Source organism: Evtepia gabavorous (genome assembly GCF_003425665.1).
GTDB classification, from domain to species: Bacteria; Bacillota; Clostridia; order Oscillospirales; family Oscillospiraceae; genus Evtepia; species Evtepia gabavorous.
Window position 1 is genome coordinate 1 of sequence record NZ_QQRQ01000014.1, and the last position, 19,469, is coordinate 19,469.

General features: G+C 59.8%; 17 protein-coding genes and 1 tRNA gene. 15 read left to right on the forward strand and 3 right to left on the reverse strand.

Annotated elements, in window-relative coordinates:
- The first annotated feature begins 27 nt into the window (after nt 1-27).
- On the forward strand, nt 28-588 hold the full coding sequence (locus DV520_RS08340) for an HD domain-containing protein (protein ID WP_021919109.1): 561 nt from the start codon (nt 28-30) through the stop codon (nt 586-588).
- Between the two features lie 259 nt (nt 589-847).
- The gene (locus DV520_RS08345) at nt 848-1,624 is read left to right on the forward strand and encodes an HAD-IIA family hydrolase (protein ID WP_412246542.1); all 777 of its coding nucleotides are present in this window, start codon (nt 848-850) and stop codon (nt 1,622-1,624) included.
- An 80-nt stretch (nt 1,625-1,704) separates the two neighbouring features.
- Here the strand turns inward: DV520_RS08345 and DV520_RS08350 are convergent.
- A tRNA-Val gene (locus tag DV520_RS08350) sits at nt 1,705-1,781 on the reverse strand.
- 186 nt (nt 1,782-1,967) lie between these two features.
- Between DV520_RS08350 and DV520_RS08355 the strand changes: the two genes are divergently transcribed.
- Nucleotides 1,968-3,350, forward strand: a complete 1,383-nt coding sequence (locus DV520_RS08355; protein WP_021920324.1) for an AlbA family DNA-binding domain-containing protein — start codon at nt 1,968-1,970, stop codon at nt 3,348-3,350.
- Nucleotides 3,351-3,455: 105 nt separating this feature from the next.
- On the opposite strand, the gene DV520_RS08360 is transcribed toward DV520_RS08355, so the two are convergent.
- Nucleotides 3,456-4,586: a response regulator transcription factor gene (locus DV520_RS08360; RefSeq protein ID WP_165850075.1), complete on the reverse strand. Its 1,131-nt coding sequence runs from the start codon at nt 4,584-4,586 to the stop codon at nt 3,456-3,458.
- 323 nt (nt 4,587-4,909) lie between these two features.
- Here DV520_RS08360 and DV520_RS08365 point away from each other — a divergent pair, with 323 nt between their 5' ends.
- From DV520_RS08365 to DV520_RS08410, 10 genes are all read left to right on the forward strand, one after another.
- The gene (locus tag DV520_RS08365) at nt 4,910-6,139 is read left to right on the forward strand and encodes a thiolase family protein (RefSeq protein WP_021920326.1); all 1,230 of its coding nucleotides are present in this window, start codon (nt 4,910-4,912) and stop codon (nt 6,137-6,139) included.
- A gap of 243 nt (nt 6,140-6,382) precedes the next feature.
- Nucleotides 6,383-7,327 carry a 50S ribosomal protein L11 methyltransferase gene (prmA, locus tag DV520_RS08370; protein ID WP_117142429.1) on the forward strand — a complete coding sequence of 315 codons (945 nt, stop codon included), beginning with the start codon at nt 6,383-6,385 and terminating at the stop codon, nt 7,325-7,327.
- 4 nt (nt 7,328-7,331) lie between these two features.
- Nucleotides 7,332-8,426: a metallophosphoesterase gene (locus DV520_RS08375; protein WP_021920328.1), complete on the forward strand. Its 1,095-nt coding sequence runs from the start codon at nt 7,332-7,334 to the stop codon at nt 8,424-8,426.
- A gap of 170 nt (nt 8,427-8,596) precedes the next feature.
- The gene (gene rplU, locus DV520_RS08380) at nt 8,597-8,905 is read left to right on the forward strand and encodes a 50S ribosomal protein L21 (protein ID WP_021920329.1); all 309 of its coding nucleotides are present in this window, start codon (nt 8,597-8,599) and stop codon (nt 8,903-8,905) included.
- Nucleotides 8,905-9,234 (forward strand): ribosomal-processing cysteine protease Prp, encoded by a 330-nt coding sequence (locus tag DV520_RS08385; protein WP_021920330.1) that lies wholly within the window; start codon nt 8,905-8,907, stop codon nt 9,232-9,234. The genes rplU and DV520_RS08385 overlap by 1 nt, the downstream gene beginning before the upstream one ends.
- Before the next feature lie 3 nt (nt 9,235-9,237).
- Complete coding sequence (gene rpmA / locus DV520_RS08390; RefSeq protein WP_021920331.1) at nt 9,238-9,525, forward strand: 50S ribosomal protein L27; 288 nt, start codon at nt 9,238-9,240, stop codon at nt 9,523-9,525.
- A gap of 81 nt (nt 9,526-9,606) precedes the next feature.
- On the forward strand, nt 9,607-10,887 hold the full coding sequence (gene obgE, locus DV520_RS08395) for a GTPase ObgE (RefSeq protein WP_021920332.1): 1,281 nt from the start codon (nt 9,607-9,609) through the stop codon (nt 10,885-10,887).
- Between the two features lie 35 nt (nt 10,888-10,922).
- Nucleotides 10,923-11,459 (forward strand): TetR family transcriptional regulator, encoded by a 537-nt coding sequence (locus DV520_RS08400; RefSeq protein ID WP_021920333.1) that lies wholly within the window; start codon nt 10,923-10,925, stop codon nt 11,457-11,459.
- 191 nt (nt 11,460-11,650) lie between these two features.
- Entirely contained in the window at nt 11,651-12,646 is a 996-nt protein-coding gene (locus DV520_RS08405; RefSeq protein WP_021920334.1) for a choloylglycine hydrolase family protein, read from the forward strand.
- Between the two features lie 206 nt (nt 12,647-12,852).
- Entirely contained in the window at nt 12,853-15,933 is a 3,081-nt protein-coding gene (locus DV520_RS08410; protein ID WP_165850076.1) for a CocE/NonD family hydrolase, read from the forward strand.
- A gap of 69 nt (nt 15,934-16,002) precedes the next feature.
- Here DV520_RS08410 and DV520_RS08415 read toward each other — a convergent pair whose 3' ends face one another.
- On the reverse strand, nt 16,003-17,346 hold the full coding sequence (locus tag DV520_RS08415; RefSeq protein ID WP_117142431.1) for an MATE family efflux transporter: 1,344 nt from the start codon (nt 17,344-17,346) through the stop codon (nt 16,003-16,005).
- Nucleotides 17,347-17,643: 297 nt separating this feature from the next.
- Between DV520_RS08415 and DV520_RS08420 the strand changes: the two genes are divergently transcribed.
- Both DV520_RS08420 and DV520_RS08425 read left to right on the forward strand, forming a co-directional pair.
- The gene (locus tag DV520_RS08420) at nt 17,644-18,516 is read left to right on the forward strand and encodes a MurR/RpiR family transcriptional regulator (RefSeq protein WP_117142432.1); all 873 of its coding nucleotides are present in this window, start codon (nt 17,644-17,646) and stop codon (nt 18,514-18,516) included.
- A gap of 187 nt (nt 18,517-18,703) precedes the next feature.
- A complete protein-coding gene (locus DV520_RS08425; protein WP_117142433.1) occupies nt 18,704-19,468 on the forward strand; it encodes an ABC transporter ATP-binding protein in 765 nt (254 codons plus the stop codon).
- The last annotated feature ends 1 nt before the right edge of the window (nt 19,469 follow it).

Here is a 19,469-nt window from a genome sequence, read left to right on the forward strand (position 1 = left end):
GGGGGATGAGATGGGAGAGGATACCGGATGGAACCAAGAACCCTGCTGAACGCCTTGGCCGTGGCAGAACGGCTGAAGGGGACCACCCGCCACTGCTACACTTCCAACGGCAGGCGGGAGAGCGTGGCCGAGCACAGCTGGATGATGACCTTGATGGCCTTTTTCCTGCAAGAGGAATTCCCGGAAGCCGACATGAACAAGGTCATTCGCATGTGTATCATCCATGACCTGGGGGAGGCCTTTACGGGGGACATCCCCAGCTTTGAAAAGAGCCCGGCGGACGAGGATCGGGAGGAGACGCTGCTGCACCGGTGGGTGGCCTCCCTCCCGGCGTCCTGCGCCCGGGAAATGGAGGAACTGTACGAGGAGATGGCCCAGCGGAACACCTTGGAGGCCAAGCTCTATAAGGCCATTGACGGATTGGAGGCGGTGATCCAGCACAACGCCTCAGACCTGTCCACTTGGATTCCGCTGGAGTACACGCTGAACAAAACCTATGCTGACGACAAGGTGGCCTTTTCCGACTATCTCGTGGCACTGCGGCAGGCGGTGCGGGAGGACACCCTGCGTAAGCTGGGAGAGCTCTGAGCGTCTCTGCCCAGAGAAGATACCTTGCATCCACAGAGAGGCCGCCGGCGCAGATGCGCCGGCGGCCTCTCTGGTTTGGGTGGATGTTTTCAAAAAAGACACGGAAATTTAACGAAAGGATGGGGGAAAACTTTACGGGCGCCTGATACAATCAAACCGGAAGAATCAGAAACGTACAGTAAGAACGCGGGCCTGGGAGGCCCAGACAGGAGGGAATACGGTGCAAACGTTACGGAATAAAAAGGGATTCATCTGTGACATGGATGGCGTGATCTACCACGGCAACCGTCTGCTGCCCGGGGTCCGGGAATTTGTGGACTGGCTGCAGCGGGAAAAGAAGGACTTTCTGTTTTTAACCAACAACAGCGGAAAGACCCAGCGGGAGCTGCAAGCCAAGCTCTCCCGGATGGGATTGGACATTGACGAGAAGCATTTTTACACCAGTGCCCTGGCCACCGCCCAGTTTATTGCCACCCAAATGCCGGGGGCCCGGGCCTTTGTCATTGGGGAGCCCGGCCTGCTCAACGCCCTGTATGAACAGGGCATCACCTTTGACGATGTCTCCCCAGACTATGTGATCGTGGGGGAGTCCAGCAGCTATACCTATGACAATATCTGCCGGGCGGTGCGGTGCGTTCAAAAAGGCGCCCGGCTCATTGGCACCAACAGCGACCTGACCGGCCCCACCGAGCAGGGCATCGTGCCCGCCTGTCGGGCCCTGGTGGCCCCCATTGAGCTGGCCACGGGGAAGGAGGCCTACTACATCGGCAAGCCCAATCCGCTGATGATGCGGACGGGCATCAACCTCTTGGGGGGGCACTCCCAGGACACCGTCATCATTGGGGACCGGATGGACACGGACATCGTGGCGGGCATTGAATGCGGCCTGGACACGGTGCTGGTTCTCTCCGGGGTCACAGACCGGTCCATGATTGACCACTTCCCCTATCGCCCCCGGCTGGTCTTGCAGGGGGTGGGGGACATCCCGGACGCGGCGGAGGAGGGGATCGTGCATCTGGAGTCCGCAGTGGGCTAAGGGCCTGCCCGCCCCGGGACGGTCTATTCCTGGTGGGAGAAAACAAAAAACCCTGAAACCTCTCGGCTTCAGGGTTTTTCTGGTGGACGATACAGGACTTGAACCTGTGACCTCCCGCACGTCAAGCGGATGCTCATACCAGCTGAGCTAATCGTCCGTCTCTTGCGGAACGAGTATTATTTTATCGGATTTCGGGAGATTTGTCAATAGATTTTTTCAAAAAACTTTTGTGCCGCGCCGGTTGTCCGCCGGCCCCCGGGGATGGAAAAATTGACAAGGGAAGGGGACTTCTCTATAATACCATTCAGTTAGGAATGGCGCGCGGCGGAATCAGGAGGGGCCCATGATTGATCTGAACCACATCGCCCGGTACCAAGAGAACAACCGCATTGAGGCCAAAAAGGCCGCGGGGGGCTTTCCCCACAGCCTGTGGGAGACCTATTCCGCCTTTGCCAACACCATCGGCGGTCTGATCCTGCTGGGGGTGGAGGAGGCCCGGGACAAAACCCTCCGGGTCACCGGCATCCCGGATGGTCCAGGGTATGTACGTCTGTTCTGGCAGACGGTGCAGGACCCCGCCAAGGTCAGCGCCAACATTCTCCAGCCCCAGGATGTCACCCTCCACACCATTGCGGGCAAAGAGGTTCTGGTGATCTCCGTGCCCCAGGCAGAGCGGCACCAGCGGCCAGTGTACATTGGGGACAGCCCCTTTACCGGCGCGTACCGCCGGGACGGCGAGGGGGACTATCACTGTTCCCCAGACGAGGTCCGGGCCATGCTGCGGGACCGGGACGACGCCCCCGCCGACCTGGCGGTGCTGGAGAGCCGTGGACCGGAAGTCCTCTCCGGGGAGACCCTGCGCCAGTTCCGGCTGTGCATGGTGATGCGGCAGCCGGACCATCCCTGGAACGCCCTCCCGGATGACCAATTCCTGCCTGCTGCCGGTATTTTGGGGCCGGGACAGGGGGGAAAACTGCACCCCACCTTGGCCGGACTCCTGCTGCTGGGCAAGCGCAAGGCGCTGCGGGCGGTTTTTCCCGCCTTTCGCCTGGAGTATCGGGAGACGGACACCGGATTTTGCCTGTCCACCCTTCGCCCGGGGCCGCCGGAAAATGTGTTCTCCTTTTACACCATGGTCTCCCGGCGGCTGACTGCGGTCTCCTCTCTGCTGGCCCAGGACCCGGGGGAGGGGGAGGCCTTGGCCGGCGCCCTGCGGGAGGCCGTTCTCAATGCCGTTCTCCACGCCGATTACTTCAGCCGGGGCGGCCTGACCATCCAGCGGACCGCCGCGGAGCTCACCGTCTCCAACGGGGGTCTGCTCCGGGTTTCACCGGAACAGGCCCAGGCCGGGCGGGCGGCTGATCCCCGGAACCGGGGGCTGATCCAGCTGTTTTCCCTGGTCCGTCTGGCCACGGGGACGGGGCAGGGGCTCCATGGGATCTATGCCCTCTGGGCCCGGCGGGGCTGGCAGACGCCCACCCTGTCCCAGGCGTTTCGCACCGGCGTGACCCAGCTCTCCCTTCCCCTCCCGCCCCAGACCTTCTCTTCGGCGGAGCTCACCCAACGGCAGATCATCGCCTACCTCACCGACCATGTCACCGCCGGCGTTAAGACCCTGGCCCAGGAGCTCGGTCTGCCCGACGGAGAGGTACAGGCGGGGCTGGATGCCCTTCTGGGGCGGGACCTGGTGGTCCGGCAGGGGAGAAGCTACCGTCTGCGGGCGTAATAGAGGAACGAGGGTACCCCTTTTTGCCTCTTCCCGTTTTATTAAAAAATCAGAAGCCTCCCTGTCTCAGGGAGGCTTCTTGCGGTTTGTCCGTTCTGTGGATCATTAGGGTGGGGTTGTCTGATCCTTGAGGATGGGCTGGAGATGCATGAGCAGGTCCACCTTGTTGTTGACCTCAAATTTCTTATAAATGTTGGCAATATGGGTGCGGACGGTGTAGATGCTGATGTGGAGCTCCTCCGCGATCTGTTCATTCTTCATGCCGGAGGCCAGGTAGTAGACGATCCGCCGCTCCTGTTGGGTCAGGGTGTTGTAGGGGTGATTCAAATTCTTGGGCAGGTCCTTGGTCTGGCAGGTGATGAGCATAAGGTGCCAGGTTTGGATCAGGCCCGCCGCGCTGGAGGAGAGAAACGAGGTGTGATAAAAGGTGATGTCCCCGGCCGGAGAAGTGAAGGTCTGACTGGTTCCGCCCTGGGTGGTCAGACGCTCGCTGATCTCGTTGATCATGGTCTGGACCTCCCGGAACTTGGGGTCTCCCTGGTAATTGCTCCGGAGGAAGTGGCCCTGGTTGTGCCGGTACTGTTCCCAGAAGATTTGGCTGATCTCCTGGGCCGCCTTGTTGGTCTGCATGACCGTCATGTCCTGGTTGAGGATCACCGCCCCCATTTTCACGTCTTGGAAAAAGAGCTGGAAGCTGTCATGGAACCGGGCCTCCCCGCTGTGGCGGAGATAGTTCTGGTAGTTGGCCTCCACCAGCTCCGCCAGATACTCCAGCAGGCCCCGCTCCTCTTCCCGAAAGCCGCCCTCCTCTTTGGTGTGAAAGAGCCCCATGGAACCGATCACCCGGTCCCCCAGGAAGAAGAAGAGGACCGCCTGATAATATAAATCCTCGGCGGACATGTGAATCCCGTAGGGGGTGCGCTCATAGTCCTCCAGGGTCATAACGTCCTCGGTGAAAATCACCCGCTTCCCCTTCAGATGGGGGGGCAGAGAGGAATAGCGGAAGATGTCATCCTTGTAAATGTGATCTTTGTAGTCATACATGGGGCCATACCGGATGCCGTAGGTGATGTAGTTGCTCAGGGTGTTCACCCGCCGGGCCTGGCCCCCGGGAAAGGCCGTGTAGTGATAGGGGAAGAAGATGCTGCGCCGAAAGCCGAAATGCTTGTCGAACAGTGCCAGCACTTTTTTGGGAAAATTGTCGCTGTCCCTGGCCAGATCCAGGGAAAATGCCATTGCTGCGTCGTGCCAGGGTTCTGGAATTCTGCTGATGGCAGGTACCTCCTTTCCGCACCGGAAGGGTCCGGATCTTGCCGTGAAATGACAGATTTGCTGCATCATTTCCTCGGCATCATTTCTGTATTGGCGACATTATACACATTTTATACCATAAATTCAATCCCTTCTCCTCAAAAAGCATCAGAAAAATTTGTGACCTTTTTGTAACTTTGCCTTGACAACCCGCCTTTTCGGTGTATAATATAGCTACCCTATGACATGAATTAGTGCATTTTAGTATAAAATGAACAAATACAAGACAGTACAGGAGGATACCTCAAATGCAACCGAGAGATGTAGTCATTGTCAGCGCCTGCCGTACCGCCATCGGTAAGTTCCAGGGGCAATTCAAGGATGTTCCCGCCAGAGAACTTGCCATCACTGCGGGGAAGGAAGCCATTCGCCGCGCTGGTGTGGACATCAACACCATCGACGAAATTGTCATGGGCGAGTGCTATACCGCCATGCAGGGTTCCCTGCCTGCCCGCCAGGTCTCCATGCGGATCGGCCTGCCCATTGAGAGCAGCGCTGTCACCGTCAACCAGAACTGCGCCTCCGGTATGCGCGCGCTGGAAATCGCCTGCAACAACATTCAGCTGGGCAAGACCGAGATCGGCCTGGTGGTGGGCGTGGAAAATATGACCCAGGCCCCCTTCCTGCTGCCCAAAGCCCGTATGGGCTATCGGATGGGTGGCATCCCCACCGAGGGCGGCGCGGAGCTCTATGACAGCCTGCTCCACGACGCACTGTACGACGCCCTGGTCCCCGGCCACATGGGTGTGACCGCCGACAACGTGGCCAAGCTCTGCAACGTCTCCCGGGAGGAATGTGACAAGTTGGCCGTCATCAGCCACAACCGCGCCTGCGCCGCCATCGACGCCGGCAAGTTCAAGGATGAGATTGTCCCTGTGGTGATCCACAACAAGAAAAAGGGCGACATTGTCATCGACACCGATGAGCACCCCATCCGCAACTGCAGCTATGAGACCATCTCCAAGATGAAGGCGGTCTTTACCCCCGATGGCGTCACCACCGCTGCCAACGCCTCCGGCATCAACGACGCCGCTGCGGCTGTGATTGTCATGTCTGCGGACAAGGCCAAGGAGCTGGGAATCAAGCCCATGGCCAAGATGATCAATATGTGCTCTGCCGGCGTGGAGCCCAAGTATATGGGCATTGGCCCCGCCTATGCCATTCCCAAGTGCCTGAAGGGCGCCGGCATGGACTTCTCCGAGGTGGACTATTGGGAGATCAACGAGGCCTTTGCCGCCCAGTTCCTGGGCGTTGGCCGCAAGCTGAAGGAGGAGCACGGCTGGGAAGTGGACCTGGACAAGACCAATGCCAACGGTTCTGGCATCTCCCTGGGGCACCCCATCGGCTGCACCGGCCTGCGGATCATTGTCTCCATGCTCTACGAAATGGAGCGCCGCGGCGCCACAGTGGGCGGCGCCTCCCTGTGTGTGGGCGGCGGCCCCGCCATGGCCTCCCTGTGGACCAAGAAGATGGACTGAGTCCTCTCGTTTCCCTTGTATAAAAAATTGTGCCTGGCACAATTTTCCGGTCAACACCGGAGTAGATCCGATTCGTTCGGTTGAAATCCAGAGAAAATGCCTGCCGCATCTGCGGCGGGCATTTTTTCGTGATAGGCTTTCGCGGTTGCGCACGGTTTCAAAACATGGTAAGATGGAACCCATAAACAGGCGGGCAGATCCATTGGCCCGCAGATTGGAATGCGCCCAGTGAGGAGGAACTGCATGGATCATAGATGGCTGGAAATTGTGATAAACGCGAGGTCGGAGGAACTGGATGACCTCTGCGGCAAACTCATTGCCAACGGCGTGCCCGGCCTGGCAGTGGAGGAAGAGGAGGAGTTCCGGGCCTTTTTGGAGGAGAACCGGCAGTATTGGGACTATGTGGACGATGCCCTTATGGAGCAGATGAAGGGGGTCTCCCGGGTCAAGATTTATGTCACCGATGATGCCGACGGGCAGGCGCAGCTGAAGGGCTATCTGGCCGGCATTGACCTGCCCTATACCACCGCCGCCCTCCGGGAGTACGACTGGGCCCACAGCTGGCAGAAGTATTACCGGCCCATGGCGGTGGGGGAGAAGCTGTACATTGTCCCGGAATGGGAGCGGGACACCGCGGACATTCCCGCCGGCGCCACCCGGCTGCTGATGAATCCGGGGCTTACCTTCGGCACCGGGTCCCATGCCTCTACCCAGCTGTGCTTGGAGGGGCTTGAGGCCTGTACCCGGAAGGGGGACCGGGTGCTGGACCTGGGGTGCGGCAGCGGCATCTTAGCCATTGCCGCCCTGTGCCTGGGAGCCGGTCAGGCGGTCGGGGTGGACATTGACCCCAAGGCTGTGGACGTGGCCTATGAAAACGCCGCGCTCAACGGCATCGGGCGGGACCACTGCCGGTTTTTGGCCGGAAATGTTATCGCGGACCAGGGGTTAGTTCAGGAACTGGCCCGAGAAAAAGCCCAGGTGGTGTTGGCCAACATTGTGGCGGATGTTATCATCCCCTTGGCGCCGGTGGTTCCCCAACTGCTGGACCGTGAGGGGACCTTCCTCTGCTCGGGCATCATCGACACCCGGGGAGACGAGGTGGCCGCCGCCCTGGAGCAGGCGGGGCTGCTGGTGACAACCCGCCGGGAAAAGAACGGCTGGATTGCCCTGGAAGCCCGGGTGCGATGACGCCATGAGAGCGGTTGTACGTCCCCTCTCCCTGCCGGCGGACCGGCGGGTGCTGGTCATCAGCGACATTCACGGCAATCTTCCCTTTCTCAAGGGCCTGCTGAAAAAGGTCCAGTTTTCCACCGACGACATTCTGCTGGTCCTGGGGGATATTTTGGAGAAATCCACCGGCGGCCTGGACACCCTGCGGTATCTCATGGACCTGCGCCGGACCCATACCCTCTTCTTCCTCCAGGGCAACTGTGAAAATGTCACCCTGGACTTTCTCAACGGGGCCTGGCCCGACCAGGCCGCCGCCCAGTATGGAAACTTTTGGGGGGAGAAGTGCGCCTGGGTTTCCATGGCCCACCAGGCGGGGGTGGATGTCTCCGATCCCAAGGCATTTCCCGCCGCCCGGCAGGCCATTGAGGCGTTGTTTCCCGAAGAGCTGGCCTTTCTCCGGGCCATGCCCACTATCCTGCTCCATGAACACTACCTTTTTGTCCACGGCGGGGTCCCCAGAGAGCACCATTTAGAGACCCTGAGCGCCCGGGCGTGTATGAAAAACGACGCGTTTCTCGACCAGGGGCACCGCTTTCAGCGGTGGGTGGTGGTGGGACACTGGCCGGTTACTCTGTACCACCCGGACATCCCCTCGGCTAAGCCCCTTCTCCTGCCGGACCGGCACATCGCCAGCATCGACGGGGGCTGTACGCTGAAGGCCGACGGACAGCTCAACGCCCTGATCCTGCCCAGAGAGCCCGGCGGGGCATTTTCCTATCGGGCCTATGACGGTTTTCCCGTGATGACGGCCCTGGCTTCCCAGGCGCCCTCCCCCGATCCCCTGAACATCCGCTGGGGGCACAGCGCCCTGGAGGTGCTCTCCCTGGGGGAGGAGTTCTCCCGGTGCCGCCACCTGGAGACCGGGCGGGAGCTGGATATCCTCACCGACTACCTCCGCCAGGGCCCCCAGGGGACCTACTGTCTGGACTCCACCGATTACCTGCTGCCGGTGACCGCCGGGGAGCGCCTGGCCGTGGTCCGGCGCACCAGCCGGGGCGCATTGGCGAAGAAGGACGGGGTGACAGGGTGGTATTTGGGCCCCTTGGGCGAAGGGTGAGGGAAAAGGCAAAAAATTCTGCCCCTTCCCTTGACTTTGCCGTTCCTGCCTGCTATAATTTCAGAGCCGCTTTGAATGGGTCATAAGCAGGCGTGGGCGGGACAGACCGTTTTCCGCCGCGCTTCGCCCCCGACAGCGAGCCCGTGATAAAGGAAAGAGGTGCAAGAGCAATGCATGCAATCATTGAGACCGGCGGAAAGCAGTATAAGGTCGCGGAAGGCGACGTTCTGTTCATCGAGAAGCTGCCCCAGGAAGCCGGTGACGCCATCAAGTTTGACAAGGTCCTGGCCATCCTGGGCGACGCGCCCAAGTTCGGCGCCCCCGTGGTGGAAGGCGCTTCCGTGGACGCCTCCGTGGTGAAAAACGGCAAGGGCAAGAAGGTTGTCATCTTTAAGTACAAGCCCAAGAAGGGCTATCGTCTGCGTCAGGGCCATCGTCAGCCCTATACCAAGGTTGAGATCAAGAAGATCAACGCCTGATGACCAGAGCTTCCTTTGCAATGGACGGTAGCCGGATTGTCTCCTTCACCGTGGAGGGGCACACCGGCCTGGCCGAGGCAGGAGAAGACATCCTCTGTGCCGCCGTCACCAGCGCCGTTCGCCTCACCGAGTGCGCCGTGAATGACGTGCTGGGGCTGGAGGCCCCGGTGAAGGTCAACCAGCAGGATGCTTCCGTCACTTTGAAACTTCCCCGCAATCTGGCCGGAGAGGCCGACCAGGTGTGCCAGACGTTGCTGGCCGCCCTGATGGTCTACCTGGTCCAGCTGCAGGAGGAATATCCCGAACACATTAACGTCATGGAGGTGTAACCTATGCTTCATATCGGACTTCAGTTCTTCGCGCATAAGAAGGGCGTTGGCTCCACCCGGAACGGCCGTGATTCCATGGCTCAGCGTCTGGGCGTCAAGCGGGGCGACGGGCAGTTCGTTCTGGCCGGCAACATTCTGGTCCGTCAGCGCGGCACCCACATTCATCCCGGCACCAACGTGGGCATCGGCAAGGACGATACCCTGTTTGCCCTGAAGGACGGCCGCGTCAAGTTTGAGCGGCTGGGTAAGGACCGCAAGCAGGTCTCCATCGTGGAGGCTGTCGCGGAGTAATTTTCCCGTGCATCCCAAGCCCCGAACGGACCGCCGTTCGGGGCTTTTTTCCAATCGGACCGGTACCAAAGGAGGTGCCCTATGGCAAATACATTCATTGATACCGCCCGCATCCTGGTTCGCTCTGGGGCTGGCGGCAACGGCGCGGTGGCCTTTCACCGAGAAAAATACGTGGCGGCCGGCGGTCCCGATGGGGGCGACGGCGGCCGGGGGGGCGATGTGATCCTGCAGGTGGATGACCGGATGTCCACCCTGATGGACTTCCGCTACAAACGCAAATACGTGGCGGAGAACGGCGGCAACGGCGCCGGCAAGCAGTGCACCGGAAAGAACGGCGCTCCCCTGATCATCCGGGTCCCCCGGGGCACGGTGGTCCGGGATGCGGAGACCCGGGAGATCATTCAGGATATGTCCGGGGACGAACCCTTCGTCCTCTGCCGGGGGGGCAACGGGGGCTGGGGCAACAAGCACTTTGCCACCCCCACCCGGCAGACCCCCCAGTTTGCCAAGGCCGGTCTGCCCGGCAAGGAGCGGACGGTGCTGCTGGAACTGAAGCTCCTGGCCGATGTGGGGCTGGTGGGGTTCCCCAACGTGGGCAAGTCCACCCTGCTGTCCGTGGCCACCAAGGCCCGGCCCAAGATCGCCAACTACCACTTTACCACCCTGTTTCCCAACCTGGGGGTGGTCTTTGTGGAGGAGGGGGTCTCCTTTGTCATGGCGGACATCCCCGGCATCATTGAGGGGGCCGCCGACGGAGCCGGCCTGGGCCATGACTTTCTGCGGCACATCGACCGGTGCCGCCTGCTCATCCACATGGTGGACGTGTCCGGTTCCGAAGGACGGGACCCGGTGGAGGATTTTGAGACCATCAACGCCGAGCTGCGGGAATACAGCCCGGAACTGGCCGGCCGGAAGATGATTGTGGCCGCCAATAAGACCGATATCCTGGCCGACCGCACCCTGCTGGACAAGCTCAAGGCCCACGTGGAGGCCCAGGGCCTGCGCTTTTTTGAGCTGTCCGCCGCCGCCCACATGGGGGTCAGGGAGCTGATGAAGGCCGCCGCCGGGGAACTGGCCCACCTGCCGCCGGTGATTACCTATGAACCGGAGTACGTGGAGCGGCCCCCCCAGGTGGACACCAGTGACCCCCTTACCATCCGGCACGAGGACGATGTGTGGATCGTGGAGGGCCCTTGGCTGCAAAAGATCATGGCCAACGTCAATTTCTCCAACTACGAGTCCCGAAACTGGTTTGACCGGATGCTCCGCAACGCCGGTCTGTTTGACCGGCTGGAGGAGATGGGCATCAAGGACGGAGACCTGGTGAGTCTCTACAACTTGGATTTTGAGTACCAGAGATAAGCACCCGTGGCAGCGGGGGATGGAGGGATAACCAGGTGACAATCGGGACAGAAGAACTGATTGTACAGGCTGTGGAACGGCTTTTGATGCAAAAGAAGGTCAAAAAGCTGACGGTGAAAGATATCGTGGAGGAATGCGGGATCACACGGCAGACGTTCTACTATCATTTCAGAGATATCCCGGACCTGTTAAAATGGGTTTTGGAGCGAAATACAGATCAGCTGCTGAAGGAAACGCTTGCCCAGGGGAATGCGGAAAAGGGCCTGCGCTGCCTGTTTTTGCTGGCGCTGAATACCCGACCCTATGTAGAGCATGGCCTGCGGACCAACTACCGGGACGAAATTACGCGGATGGTCGAGGAACAGCTGTTTACTTTCTTTCTGCAGGTGGCGGAAAGGCACGGCCTGTACGCCCAATGCAGTCACTGGGAGTTAAAGCTCGTTATGCGCTATCACAGTCAGGCGGTTCTTGGCATCCTCAGGAGCTGGTCCGAGGCAGACAGCGATGATTTGGACCATATTGTTCATGTTGTTCATCAGCTGATTGTGGGGGAGATTTCCCCCAGGCAATAATCCCTCTTTTTGACGGAAACGCCGTCGTGTAAAATCTTTTACACGACGGCGTTTCTGTCAATACGGACTTCTTTTTCTGCCTATTGTCCCTGGCGCCCGCCCTGATTAAAATCAAAGCATCAAAGTGGTGAGGCACATAGCCAGAAGCGGCAAGGCTGCCGGCAGAATTTCAGAAAGCAGAGGGATTTTTTATGTGTACTGCAATCAATTTCTTAGATCAAGCGAACGAAACTGTATTTGGACGGACAATGGATTTCTACGCCATCCTGGACCCGCACCTTGTCTCCTTCCCCGCAGGAGCCTCTTGGGAAACCATGCTTGGGCAGACCCTTGCGGACCAGTATGGGGTTGGGGGAATCGGGCGTCACGCCCAACATCGCTATGTCCTGTTTGACGGCGTCAACGAAATGGGACTTGCGGGCGGTGCCTTGTATTTTAAGGGGTATGCCGATTTTCCGCAGCCCTCCAAGCACAGTGGTCAGGTCCAGCTCTCGGCGTTGGACTTCTTGCACTACGCCTTGGGCAGCTGTGCTTCCCTGGACGACATCCGGGAACGCCTGGCCGATCTCACCTTGGTGGGAATCCAGGATGGCCTGACCGGCACCGTTGCGCCAATGCACTGGATGTTTACCGACTTGTCTGGCAGGGGTCTCGTCGTGGAGCAGACCGCGCTGGGACTGCATATCTATGAAAATCCAGTGGGCGTTCTAACCAACAGCCCAGATTTTCCCTGGCAGATGACAAATTTACGCAACTACCTTGGGGTTGCGCCAGAGCAGACAGAGCAGGTGGATTGGAACGGTTTGCAGATGGAGCCATTTGGACAGGCTGGCGGAACAAGCGCCTTGCCAGGCGGGTATACACCTCCCGCCCGATTTGTGCGGACTGTTTTTCAGAAGCTGCACATGGTACCGCCAAAGGGGATAGAGGAGGCTGTCGTTGCTGGCTTTCACATTTTGGAGGGGGTTACCCTGCCCAACGGCGTGGTAAAGACAGCGAATGGGACCTTCGATTATACCCAATACACAGCCATGATCGATCTGGGGCAGAAGGTCTATTATTTCAAAACCTATGAGAACCCTCAGGTCATCCAAGTGGATATGAAGCCCCTCTGGAAATCCAAAGAAAAAGTGGTACAGGACCTGGGCAGCATCCAGACGTCCATTTTTTATGGGCACTTGCGTTAAAAGAACCGTTCCCGTTGTTCCAGCGGCAGGAAGAGCGAGAAATTTTTGACGGTTCTCCGGTGTGCGTTGACATTTTTCGAGGGAGCGCCTATACTGGAGATTACCTACGTGTCGTTCAGGTCTCCTCTTTTCCCCCTCCGGGTGCGGTGGGGATGGCAGGCTTGCGCATAGGAGGAAAATTGAGAAGTGAGAAAGAAGGTAATCAGATGAAGAAACGAGTCGCTGGCCTGCTTCTGGCGCTGATGATGGCCCTGTCTCTGGTCACCCCGGCTGTGGCGGTGGAGACGGAGAATGGGGTGTCTGCGGCTGCGGCCTCCCCGGTTGTGACCTGGGGAGAGCTGACCAAGGATGCGCCGGACTTGAAACTCCCTGTCTCCGGGCAGGCGGACCAGACCGTGACCAACCAAGAGGCCGTGGCCTTCCTCCTCCGCTGGGCGGGGATGGAAGAGAGCCAGCTGGGAACCTATCCCAGGGATTACAACGCCATGGCGGACAGCATGGGCATGACCGACGGGATTGCCCAGTACAGCCCCACCGATCCCTGTACCCAGGCGAACCTGGCGGTGATGAAGCAGTCGGCCCAGGTCCTTTACCAGGCCCTGCACGGCCAGACGCTGGAGCCTCTGTTCCTCAACGGCATGGCCCAGCCCATTTTCCCCTATACCACCGGGGCTGTGACCGAGGGCTATGACAACGCCAAGAGTGACATCATCCGTTACTGCGTCTATGTGGAGACCAACTATGACACCGATGCCGACGGCAAGCGGGACCTGGTGAAGGCCCTGGTGCAGATTCCCCGGGCCGCCATGGAAGGGGATTATAAGGCCGCCACCATTTATGAGGCCCGGCCCTATATCACCGGCTGTACCTCTGGAGAGGCGCCCTATGGCAAGGACGGCTATGACCTGGACCAGATGTACAGCCAGCCCGCAGCGCGGAAGGCGGCGGGAACCGCCACCACGGCCCAGGCAGCAGCCCAGGCAGATTCCTCGGACTGGTATTATTACAACCCCCACGAGGAGATGTATGACTATGAGGACCTGACGTGGTACGACTATTATTTGGTCCGGGGCTTTGCCGTGGTGGAGTGCGGCGGCCTGGGCACCAAGGGCTCAGAGGGCTTTGAAACCTGCGGGAGCGACCTGGAGATCGACGCGTTCAAGTGCGTGATTGAGTGGCTCAACGGCGAGCGGGTTGCCTATACGGACAAGACCAGCAACATCGCCATTGAGGCAGACTGGTCCAACGGCAAGGTGGGGATGACCGGGCGGTCCTACGCCGGCACCACCCAGTTCGGCCTGGCCACCACTGGGGTGGAGGGGCTGGAGACCATCGTCCCCGTGGCGGGGATTGCCAGCTGGTATGAGTATACCAACTCCCAGGGCATTGCCACCCGGAGCGACCCCGCTTACAGCGACTGGCTGGCCTGGTACTGCGCCGGCCGGTACCTGGATGAGGCGGACTGGAACACCATTGCCGGCAAGTATGGAAACTACCTCAATCAAATCCGGCAGGACCAGCTGGCCTCCAACGGGGATTACAGCGACCACTGGGCCAACCGGGACTATACCCTGGACGCCGATAAGATTCAGTGCCCGGCCCTCATTGTGCACGGCCTGAACGACGACAACGTGCGGACCAAGGAGTTTGACCTGATGTACCAGGCCTATGAGAAGGCCGGGGTGCCCGCCAAGCTCCTGCTCCATCAGGATGGACACCTGACCCCCACCTATCCCTCGGGGGGCATTCAGTTTATGATCGGGGCGCAGTCCTACGATGAAATCCTGAACCAGTGGTTCAGCCACTATCTGTATGGGGTGGACAACGGCATTGAGAACATGCCCGCAGTCACGGCCCAGAGCAACAACGACACCAAGGTGTGGAACACCTATGACGATTGGAAGACCGAGGACGCCATTACCCTGACCGGAGAGAGCGCCAAGGAAAAGACCGCGTCCATCAGCAGCGATTATGACGCCATTGGCGTGAACAAGGACAACTGGGAAGAGGTGTTCACCGGCGGCTCCACAGCCTCCAGCGCCATGTATACCATGGATGTGACAGCGGACACCGTCCTCAAGGGCTCTGTGGCGGTGAACTTCCAGGCTGCCACCACCAACGGTGCGATGGTGGAGACCCCCAGAGGGGAGAGCCGGTCCGCAGTGGACCATGACAGCGCCGTGGACCCCGCTGCCCTGGACCATGACAACTACGTGGGCGCCGCCGCCACCGGCGAGACCGTGGACACCCCGGAGGCCGCCCTCATCAACCGGGACGGCCTGATGGTCAGCGCCATGCTGGTGGACATCGCCCCGGAGGGGGAGACCTTCCCCGCCTTCAACACCGCGCCCACCTATGTTGAAAAGACAATCCTGGCCAAGGACGGTGCCTGGATGGGCGGTGGCCTGGAGAACCTGGACCTGGTGGAGCTGAAGCCCACGGACGTATCCTATAAAATTGTGGCCCGGGGCTGGATGGACCTGTGCAACCCCGGCGCGGGCTATGATTCGGCTTCGGCGCAGAACAAGGTAAAACTGGTGGAGGGAAAGTATTATGACTATACCCTCTACCTCCAGCCCAACCTCTATGAGGTGGAGGCAGGGCACCGACTGGCCCTGGTGATTTACGCCTATGAGCCCGGCAAGGCGACCTACGCCCAGAACTATACCATCACGGTGGACAATGCCTCGGTGTCCGCGGAGATCCCGGTGGAGAAAGCCCCCAGCAACCCCACCGGCCTGCCCTACACGGATGTGGCCGCCGACAGCTGGTACTATGAAGCGGTGAAGTACGTGACCGACCAGGGCATTATGAACGGGACAACGCCCACCACCTTCTCTCCCATGACCACCACCAGCCGGGCTATGATTGTCACCATGCTCTGGCGGATGGAGGGGAGCCCTGTGGTGAACTACCGCATGGACTTTACCGATGTGAAGGAGGACGCCTACTATGCCGAGGCGGTCCGCTGGGCGGCATCCGAGGGGATTGTGGACGGCTATGAGGACGGAACCTTCGGCCCGGACAAGACGGTGACCCGGGAGCAGATGGCCACCATCCTCTACCGCTATGCCCAGGAGAAGCAGTACGATGTCAGCGGACGCAACGACCTGTCCGCCTTTGCAGACGCCGCCCGAGTCAGCGCCTATGCCAAAGAGGCCATGCAGTGGGCGGTGGATGCCGGCCTGATCAGCGGGATCGGGGACAACCTGGTGCCCCAGAACGGCGCCAACCGCGCCCAGGTGGCAACCATGCTCATGCGCTTTGCGGAAAATGTGAATCAGTAACCCCGTTTCGGACGGAACAAAAACCTCCCTGGAAGGATGCTTCCAGGGAGGTTTTTTTGGTGGGGTGCGTTATGGGGTCTTGGCGCTTTTGCCCTCCCGCCGCCAGAGCAAAATCCCTGTGGCATCGGCCAGAAACCAACCGATGGGAATGGCAATCCAGATGCCGTTGACCCCCAGCGCCGGCAGTGCCGACAGGGTGTATGCCAGCAGGACCCGGGTGCCCAGGGAGCAGATGGTGAGGACCACCGACACGGCGGGGCGGTTCACTGCCCGGAAATAGCCGTAGAGGAGGAAAAGAATGCCGATGCCCAGGTAGAACGCGGCCTCAATGCGGAGATAGCCTGTGCCGATGGCGATCACCTCCGCGGCATCCCCGCCCACAAAGGCGGCCATGAGCCGGGGCGCCAACAGGCAGACCAGACCGCCGATGACCAGGCAGAAGAGGACCACCCAGAACACCGCCCAATGGGTGCCGGTGCGGATGCGGTCCCGTTTTTCCGCCCCGTAGTTCTGGGCCACGAAGGTGGAGAAGGCGTTGCCGAAGTCCTGAACCGGCATGTAGGCGATGGTGTCGATCTTCACCGCCACGGCGAAGGCGGCCATGACCGCGGTACCGAAGCTGTTCACCAGGCCCTGGACCATGAGAATGCCAAAGTTCATCACCGACTGCTGCAGACAGGTAAAAAGGGAGAGATTCAGCAGGTTTTTCAAGGCGGCCCGGTCCCAATACCGGTGGCGTTTTTGGACCCGCAGAGCGGGGAAGGCAAACCAGGTGTAGAGAAACAGGCCCAGGCCGGCGACGAACTGGGCGATCACCGTGGCCATGGCGGCCCCCCGAACCCCCATGCCCAAGGGCACCACAAAGAGGATGTCCAGGCCGATGTTCAGAACCACGGAAATCCCCAAAAAGACCAGCGGGGTGGCGGAGTCCCCCACGGAGCGGAGAAGATTGGCAAAAAAATTGTACAGAAAGGTGGCGACCATGCCGGCGAAGATCCACTGCAGGTATTCCTTTGTCAGACCCAAAATATCCGGTGGGATCTGCAGGAGGACCAGAATCCCGTCCAGGGCCAGATAGACGGTGAGGTTGAGCAGGAGCGTCAGCCCGCCGATGAGCAGAAAGGACTGAAAAATCCCATTTCGCAGCCGGTCGGGGTCCTGGCGGCCGTATTGAATGGAAAAATAGACGCTGCTGCCCATGCACAGCCCCAGGAGAATGGAGGTCAAAAAGGTCATCAAAGTGTAAGAGGACCCCACCGCGGCCAGCGCGCCTTCCCCGATGAAGCGGCCCACCACCCAGGTATCGGCCAGGTTGTACAGTTGCTGCAGGAGGTTGCCCAGGATCAGGGGAAGGGCAAAGCCCAGCAGGCCCCGGGGGATGCTTCCCTGGGTGAGGTCACGTTTGGCAAACATAGCGACGGGAGTTCCTTTCCAATCAGAGTGTTTTTCCAGTGTATCATGCACGGAGAAAATTTGCAAATGGAAGGAGAGGAGCGGGGGAGGAAAGGTTTAACCAACCCCAAACAAAAATTTAGCCCTTTTCGGATCGAAGGGGGAGAGGGGCCGCGCTACAATGGAGCAAAACGGCCCGTACCGATCCCACCATAGGCGGATCTCCAAAGAAAGCGGGCCGGGGAAACTTTTTGAGAGGAAAACTACAAGAATGCGGCATCTTTTTGTAGGTTTTCCGGCCGAAGGAGGAAACGGGGAATGGAGCGAGGTATCTCATGGGAGGACCGGATCAAAGGGGCGTATGCCTCCCTGCGGCCGTCGGAACAGAAAGTGGCGTCCTTTTTCCTGGCCCACGCCGGGGAGCTGGAGTCCCTGACCATTGGGGAGCTGGCCAGCGCGGCCGGCGTGAGTGAGCCCACAGTGATCCGATGTGTCCGTGGGCTGGGCTACCGGGGATACCGGGCCTTCAAGGGGGCCCTGCGGGGATGGGAGGCCGGAGAGGAGAGTGCCTTTGACCATTTGGGGGGCTTTTCCCTCCGGCCCTGGGACCGGATGGAGAACCTTCCGTTGAAGGCCGTGGGCACCCAGCGGGAGGCCTTGGAGGACGTGCTGAAGTCTGTGTCCCCTGACAGCCTGGCCCAAGCGGCCCAAACTCTGGCCTCAGCCCGGCTGATTGATCTGTACAGTGTGGAGAATTCCTGTGCCCCGGCCAGCGATCTGCTGACCAAACTGACCTATTTGGGGCTCCGGTGCCGCTTCTGCACCGACGCGTATCTTCAGCAGATCAGCGCGGCCCATCTGAGGAAGGGGGATGTGGCGGTGGCCTTTTCCCGCTCGGGCCGGTCTGTGGACACCGTGAAGGCGCTGCGGCTGGCTAAAAAAGCTGGGGCTGCTACCATTGCGGTGACGGGCGAGCGAACCGCCCTGCTGAGCCGGTACGCCGATCTCACCCTCTCTGTGGGCGGGGGGGGCCAAACCGTCTATGGCAACGCCATTTTTTCCCGGGTGGCGGACCTGGCGGTGGTGGATATGCTGTATATGGGCATCATTCTCAGCGACTATGAGCGGTTTTCCCGCAACTTGGACCGCAGCGGGCAGGTGATTGCGGACCGGGGGTATGCACAAACCTAAGAGAGACAGGGCGTCCTGGTAGAAAACTACAAGGACGCCCTTCTATATTTGATGGGATTTAACCCGGGCTTCACGGAGGTTTTACCCGGGGTTGGTGGTAAGGGGCGGCGTGGATTTGCTACACTGTCCCTGGAAAATGAAAGAGAACAGAACAGGCCGGACATCCCGGTGGGAAAGGAGCCATACCATGTTAGAACTGACCCATATTCAAAAATCCTTTGACGGGGTCACGGTGTTGAAGGATATCTCGATGCAGGTGGAGGAAGGAGAGATTGTCTCCATTCTAGGGCCTTCCGGCTGCGGCAAGACCACCTTGCTGAATCTCATTTTAGGCATTGTAGAGGCAGACGCGGGAACCATTTGCTACAACGGGGAGGATTTGACCCGGGCTGCTATGGAGAAGCGGGGCTTTAACATTGTCTTCCAGGATTATGCCCTGTTCCCCAATCTCAATGTCTACCAAAATATTACCTATGGCCTGAAAAACAGGCCTGGAATTTCCACCCAAAAGGAGGTGGAAGAACTGATCCATCTGTTGGGCCTGGAGGAGCATCTGTCCAAACGGGTGGACCAGCTCTCCGGCGGGCAGAAGCAGCGGGTAGCTCTGGCCCGCACCATGGTGATGAAGCCCCGGATTCTCCTGTTGGATGAGCCCCTGTCTGCCCTGGACGGTGTTATCAAAGAGTCTATCAAGGACCGAATCAAGACCATTGCCCGGGAGTTTCATCTAACCACCATCATTGTCACCCATGACCCGGAGGAGGCCCTCACCCTTTCCGACCGGGTGCTGATCATTGACCAGGGCACCATCGCCCAGTATGGCTGCCCGGCGGACATCATCCAGAAGCCGGAAAACGACTTTGTCCGGACCTTTATCCTCAACCAGCTGGAGATCAAACGCAACAACATTTATGCCCTCTTCGGCGCCGATGCTGCGGGGAGAGCCGGATAAT

Bases quoted from the DNA above. Each gene is read 5' to 3' on its own strand.
- DV520_RS08365 (WP_021920326.1), top strand. From the start codon at position 4,910: ATGCAACCGAGAGATGTAGTCATTGTCAGCGCCTGCCGTACCGCCATC.
- DV520_RS08405 (WP_021920334.1), top strand. From the start codon at position 11,651: ATGTGTACTGCAATCAATTTCTTAGATCAAGCGAACGAAACTGTATTT.
- DV520_RS08410 (WP_165850076.1), top strand. From the start codon at position 12,853: ATGAAGAAACGAGTCGCTGGCCTGCTTCTGGCGCTGATGATGGCCCTG.
- DV520_RS08345 (WP_412246542.1), top strand. From the start codon at position 848: ATGGATGGCGTGATCTACCACGGCAACCGTCTGCTGCCCGGGGTCCGG.
- DV520_RS08340 (WP_021919109.1), top strand. From the start codon at position 28: ATGGAACCAAGAACCCTGCTGAACGCCTTGGCCGTGGCAGAACGGCTG.
- rplU (WP_021920329.1), top strand. From the start codon at position 8,597: ATGCATGCAATCATTGAGACCGGCGGAAAGCAGTATAAGGTCGCGGAA.
- prmA (WP_117142429.1), top strand. From the start codon at position 6,383: ATGGATCATAGATGGCTGGAAATTGTGATAAACGCGAGGTCGGAGGAA.
- DV520_RS08425 (WP_117142433.1), top strand. From the start codon at position 18,704: ATGTTAGAACTGACCCATATTCAAAAATCCTTTGACGGGGTCACGGTG.
- DV520_RS08375 (WP_021920328.1), top strand. From the start codon at position 7,332: ATGAGAGCGGTTGTACGTCCCCTCTCCCTGCCGGCGGACCGGCGGGTG.
- DV520_RS08385 (WP_021920330.1), top strand. From the start codon at position 8,905: ATGACCAGAGCTTCCTTTGCAATGGACGGTAGCCGGATTGTCTCCTTC.
- DV520_RS08360 (WP_165850075.1), bottom strand. From the start codon at position 4,586: ATGGCATTTTCCCTGGATCTGGCCAGGGACAGCGACAATTTTCCCAAA.
- rpmA (WP_021920331.1), top strand. From the start codon at position 9,238: ATGCTTCATATCGGACTTCAGTTCTTCGCGCATAAGAAGGGCGTTGGC.
- DV520_RS08415 (WP_117142431.1), bottom strand. From the start codon at position 17,346: ATGTTTGCCAAACGTGACCTCACCCAGGGAAGCATCCCCCGGGGCCTG.
- DV520_RS08420 (WP_117142432.1), top strand. From the start codon at position 17,644: ATGGAGCGAGGTATCTCATGGGAGGACCGGATCAAAGGGGCGTATGCC.
- DV520_RS08355 (WP_021920324.1), top strand. From the start codon at position 1,968: ATGATTGATCTGAACCACATCGCCCGGTACCAAGAGAACAACCGCATT.
- obgE (WP_021920332.1), top strand. From the start codon at position 9,607: ATGGCAAATACATTCATTGATACCGCCCGCATCCTGGTTCGCTCTGGG.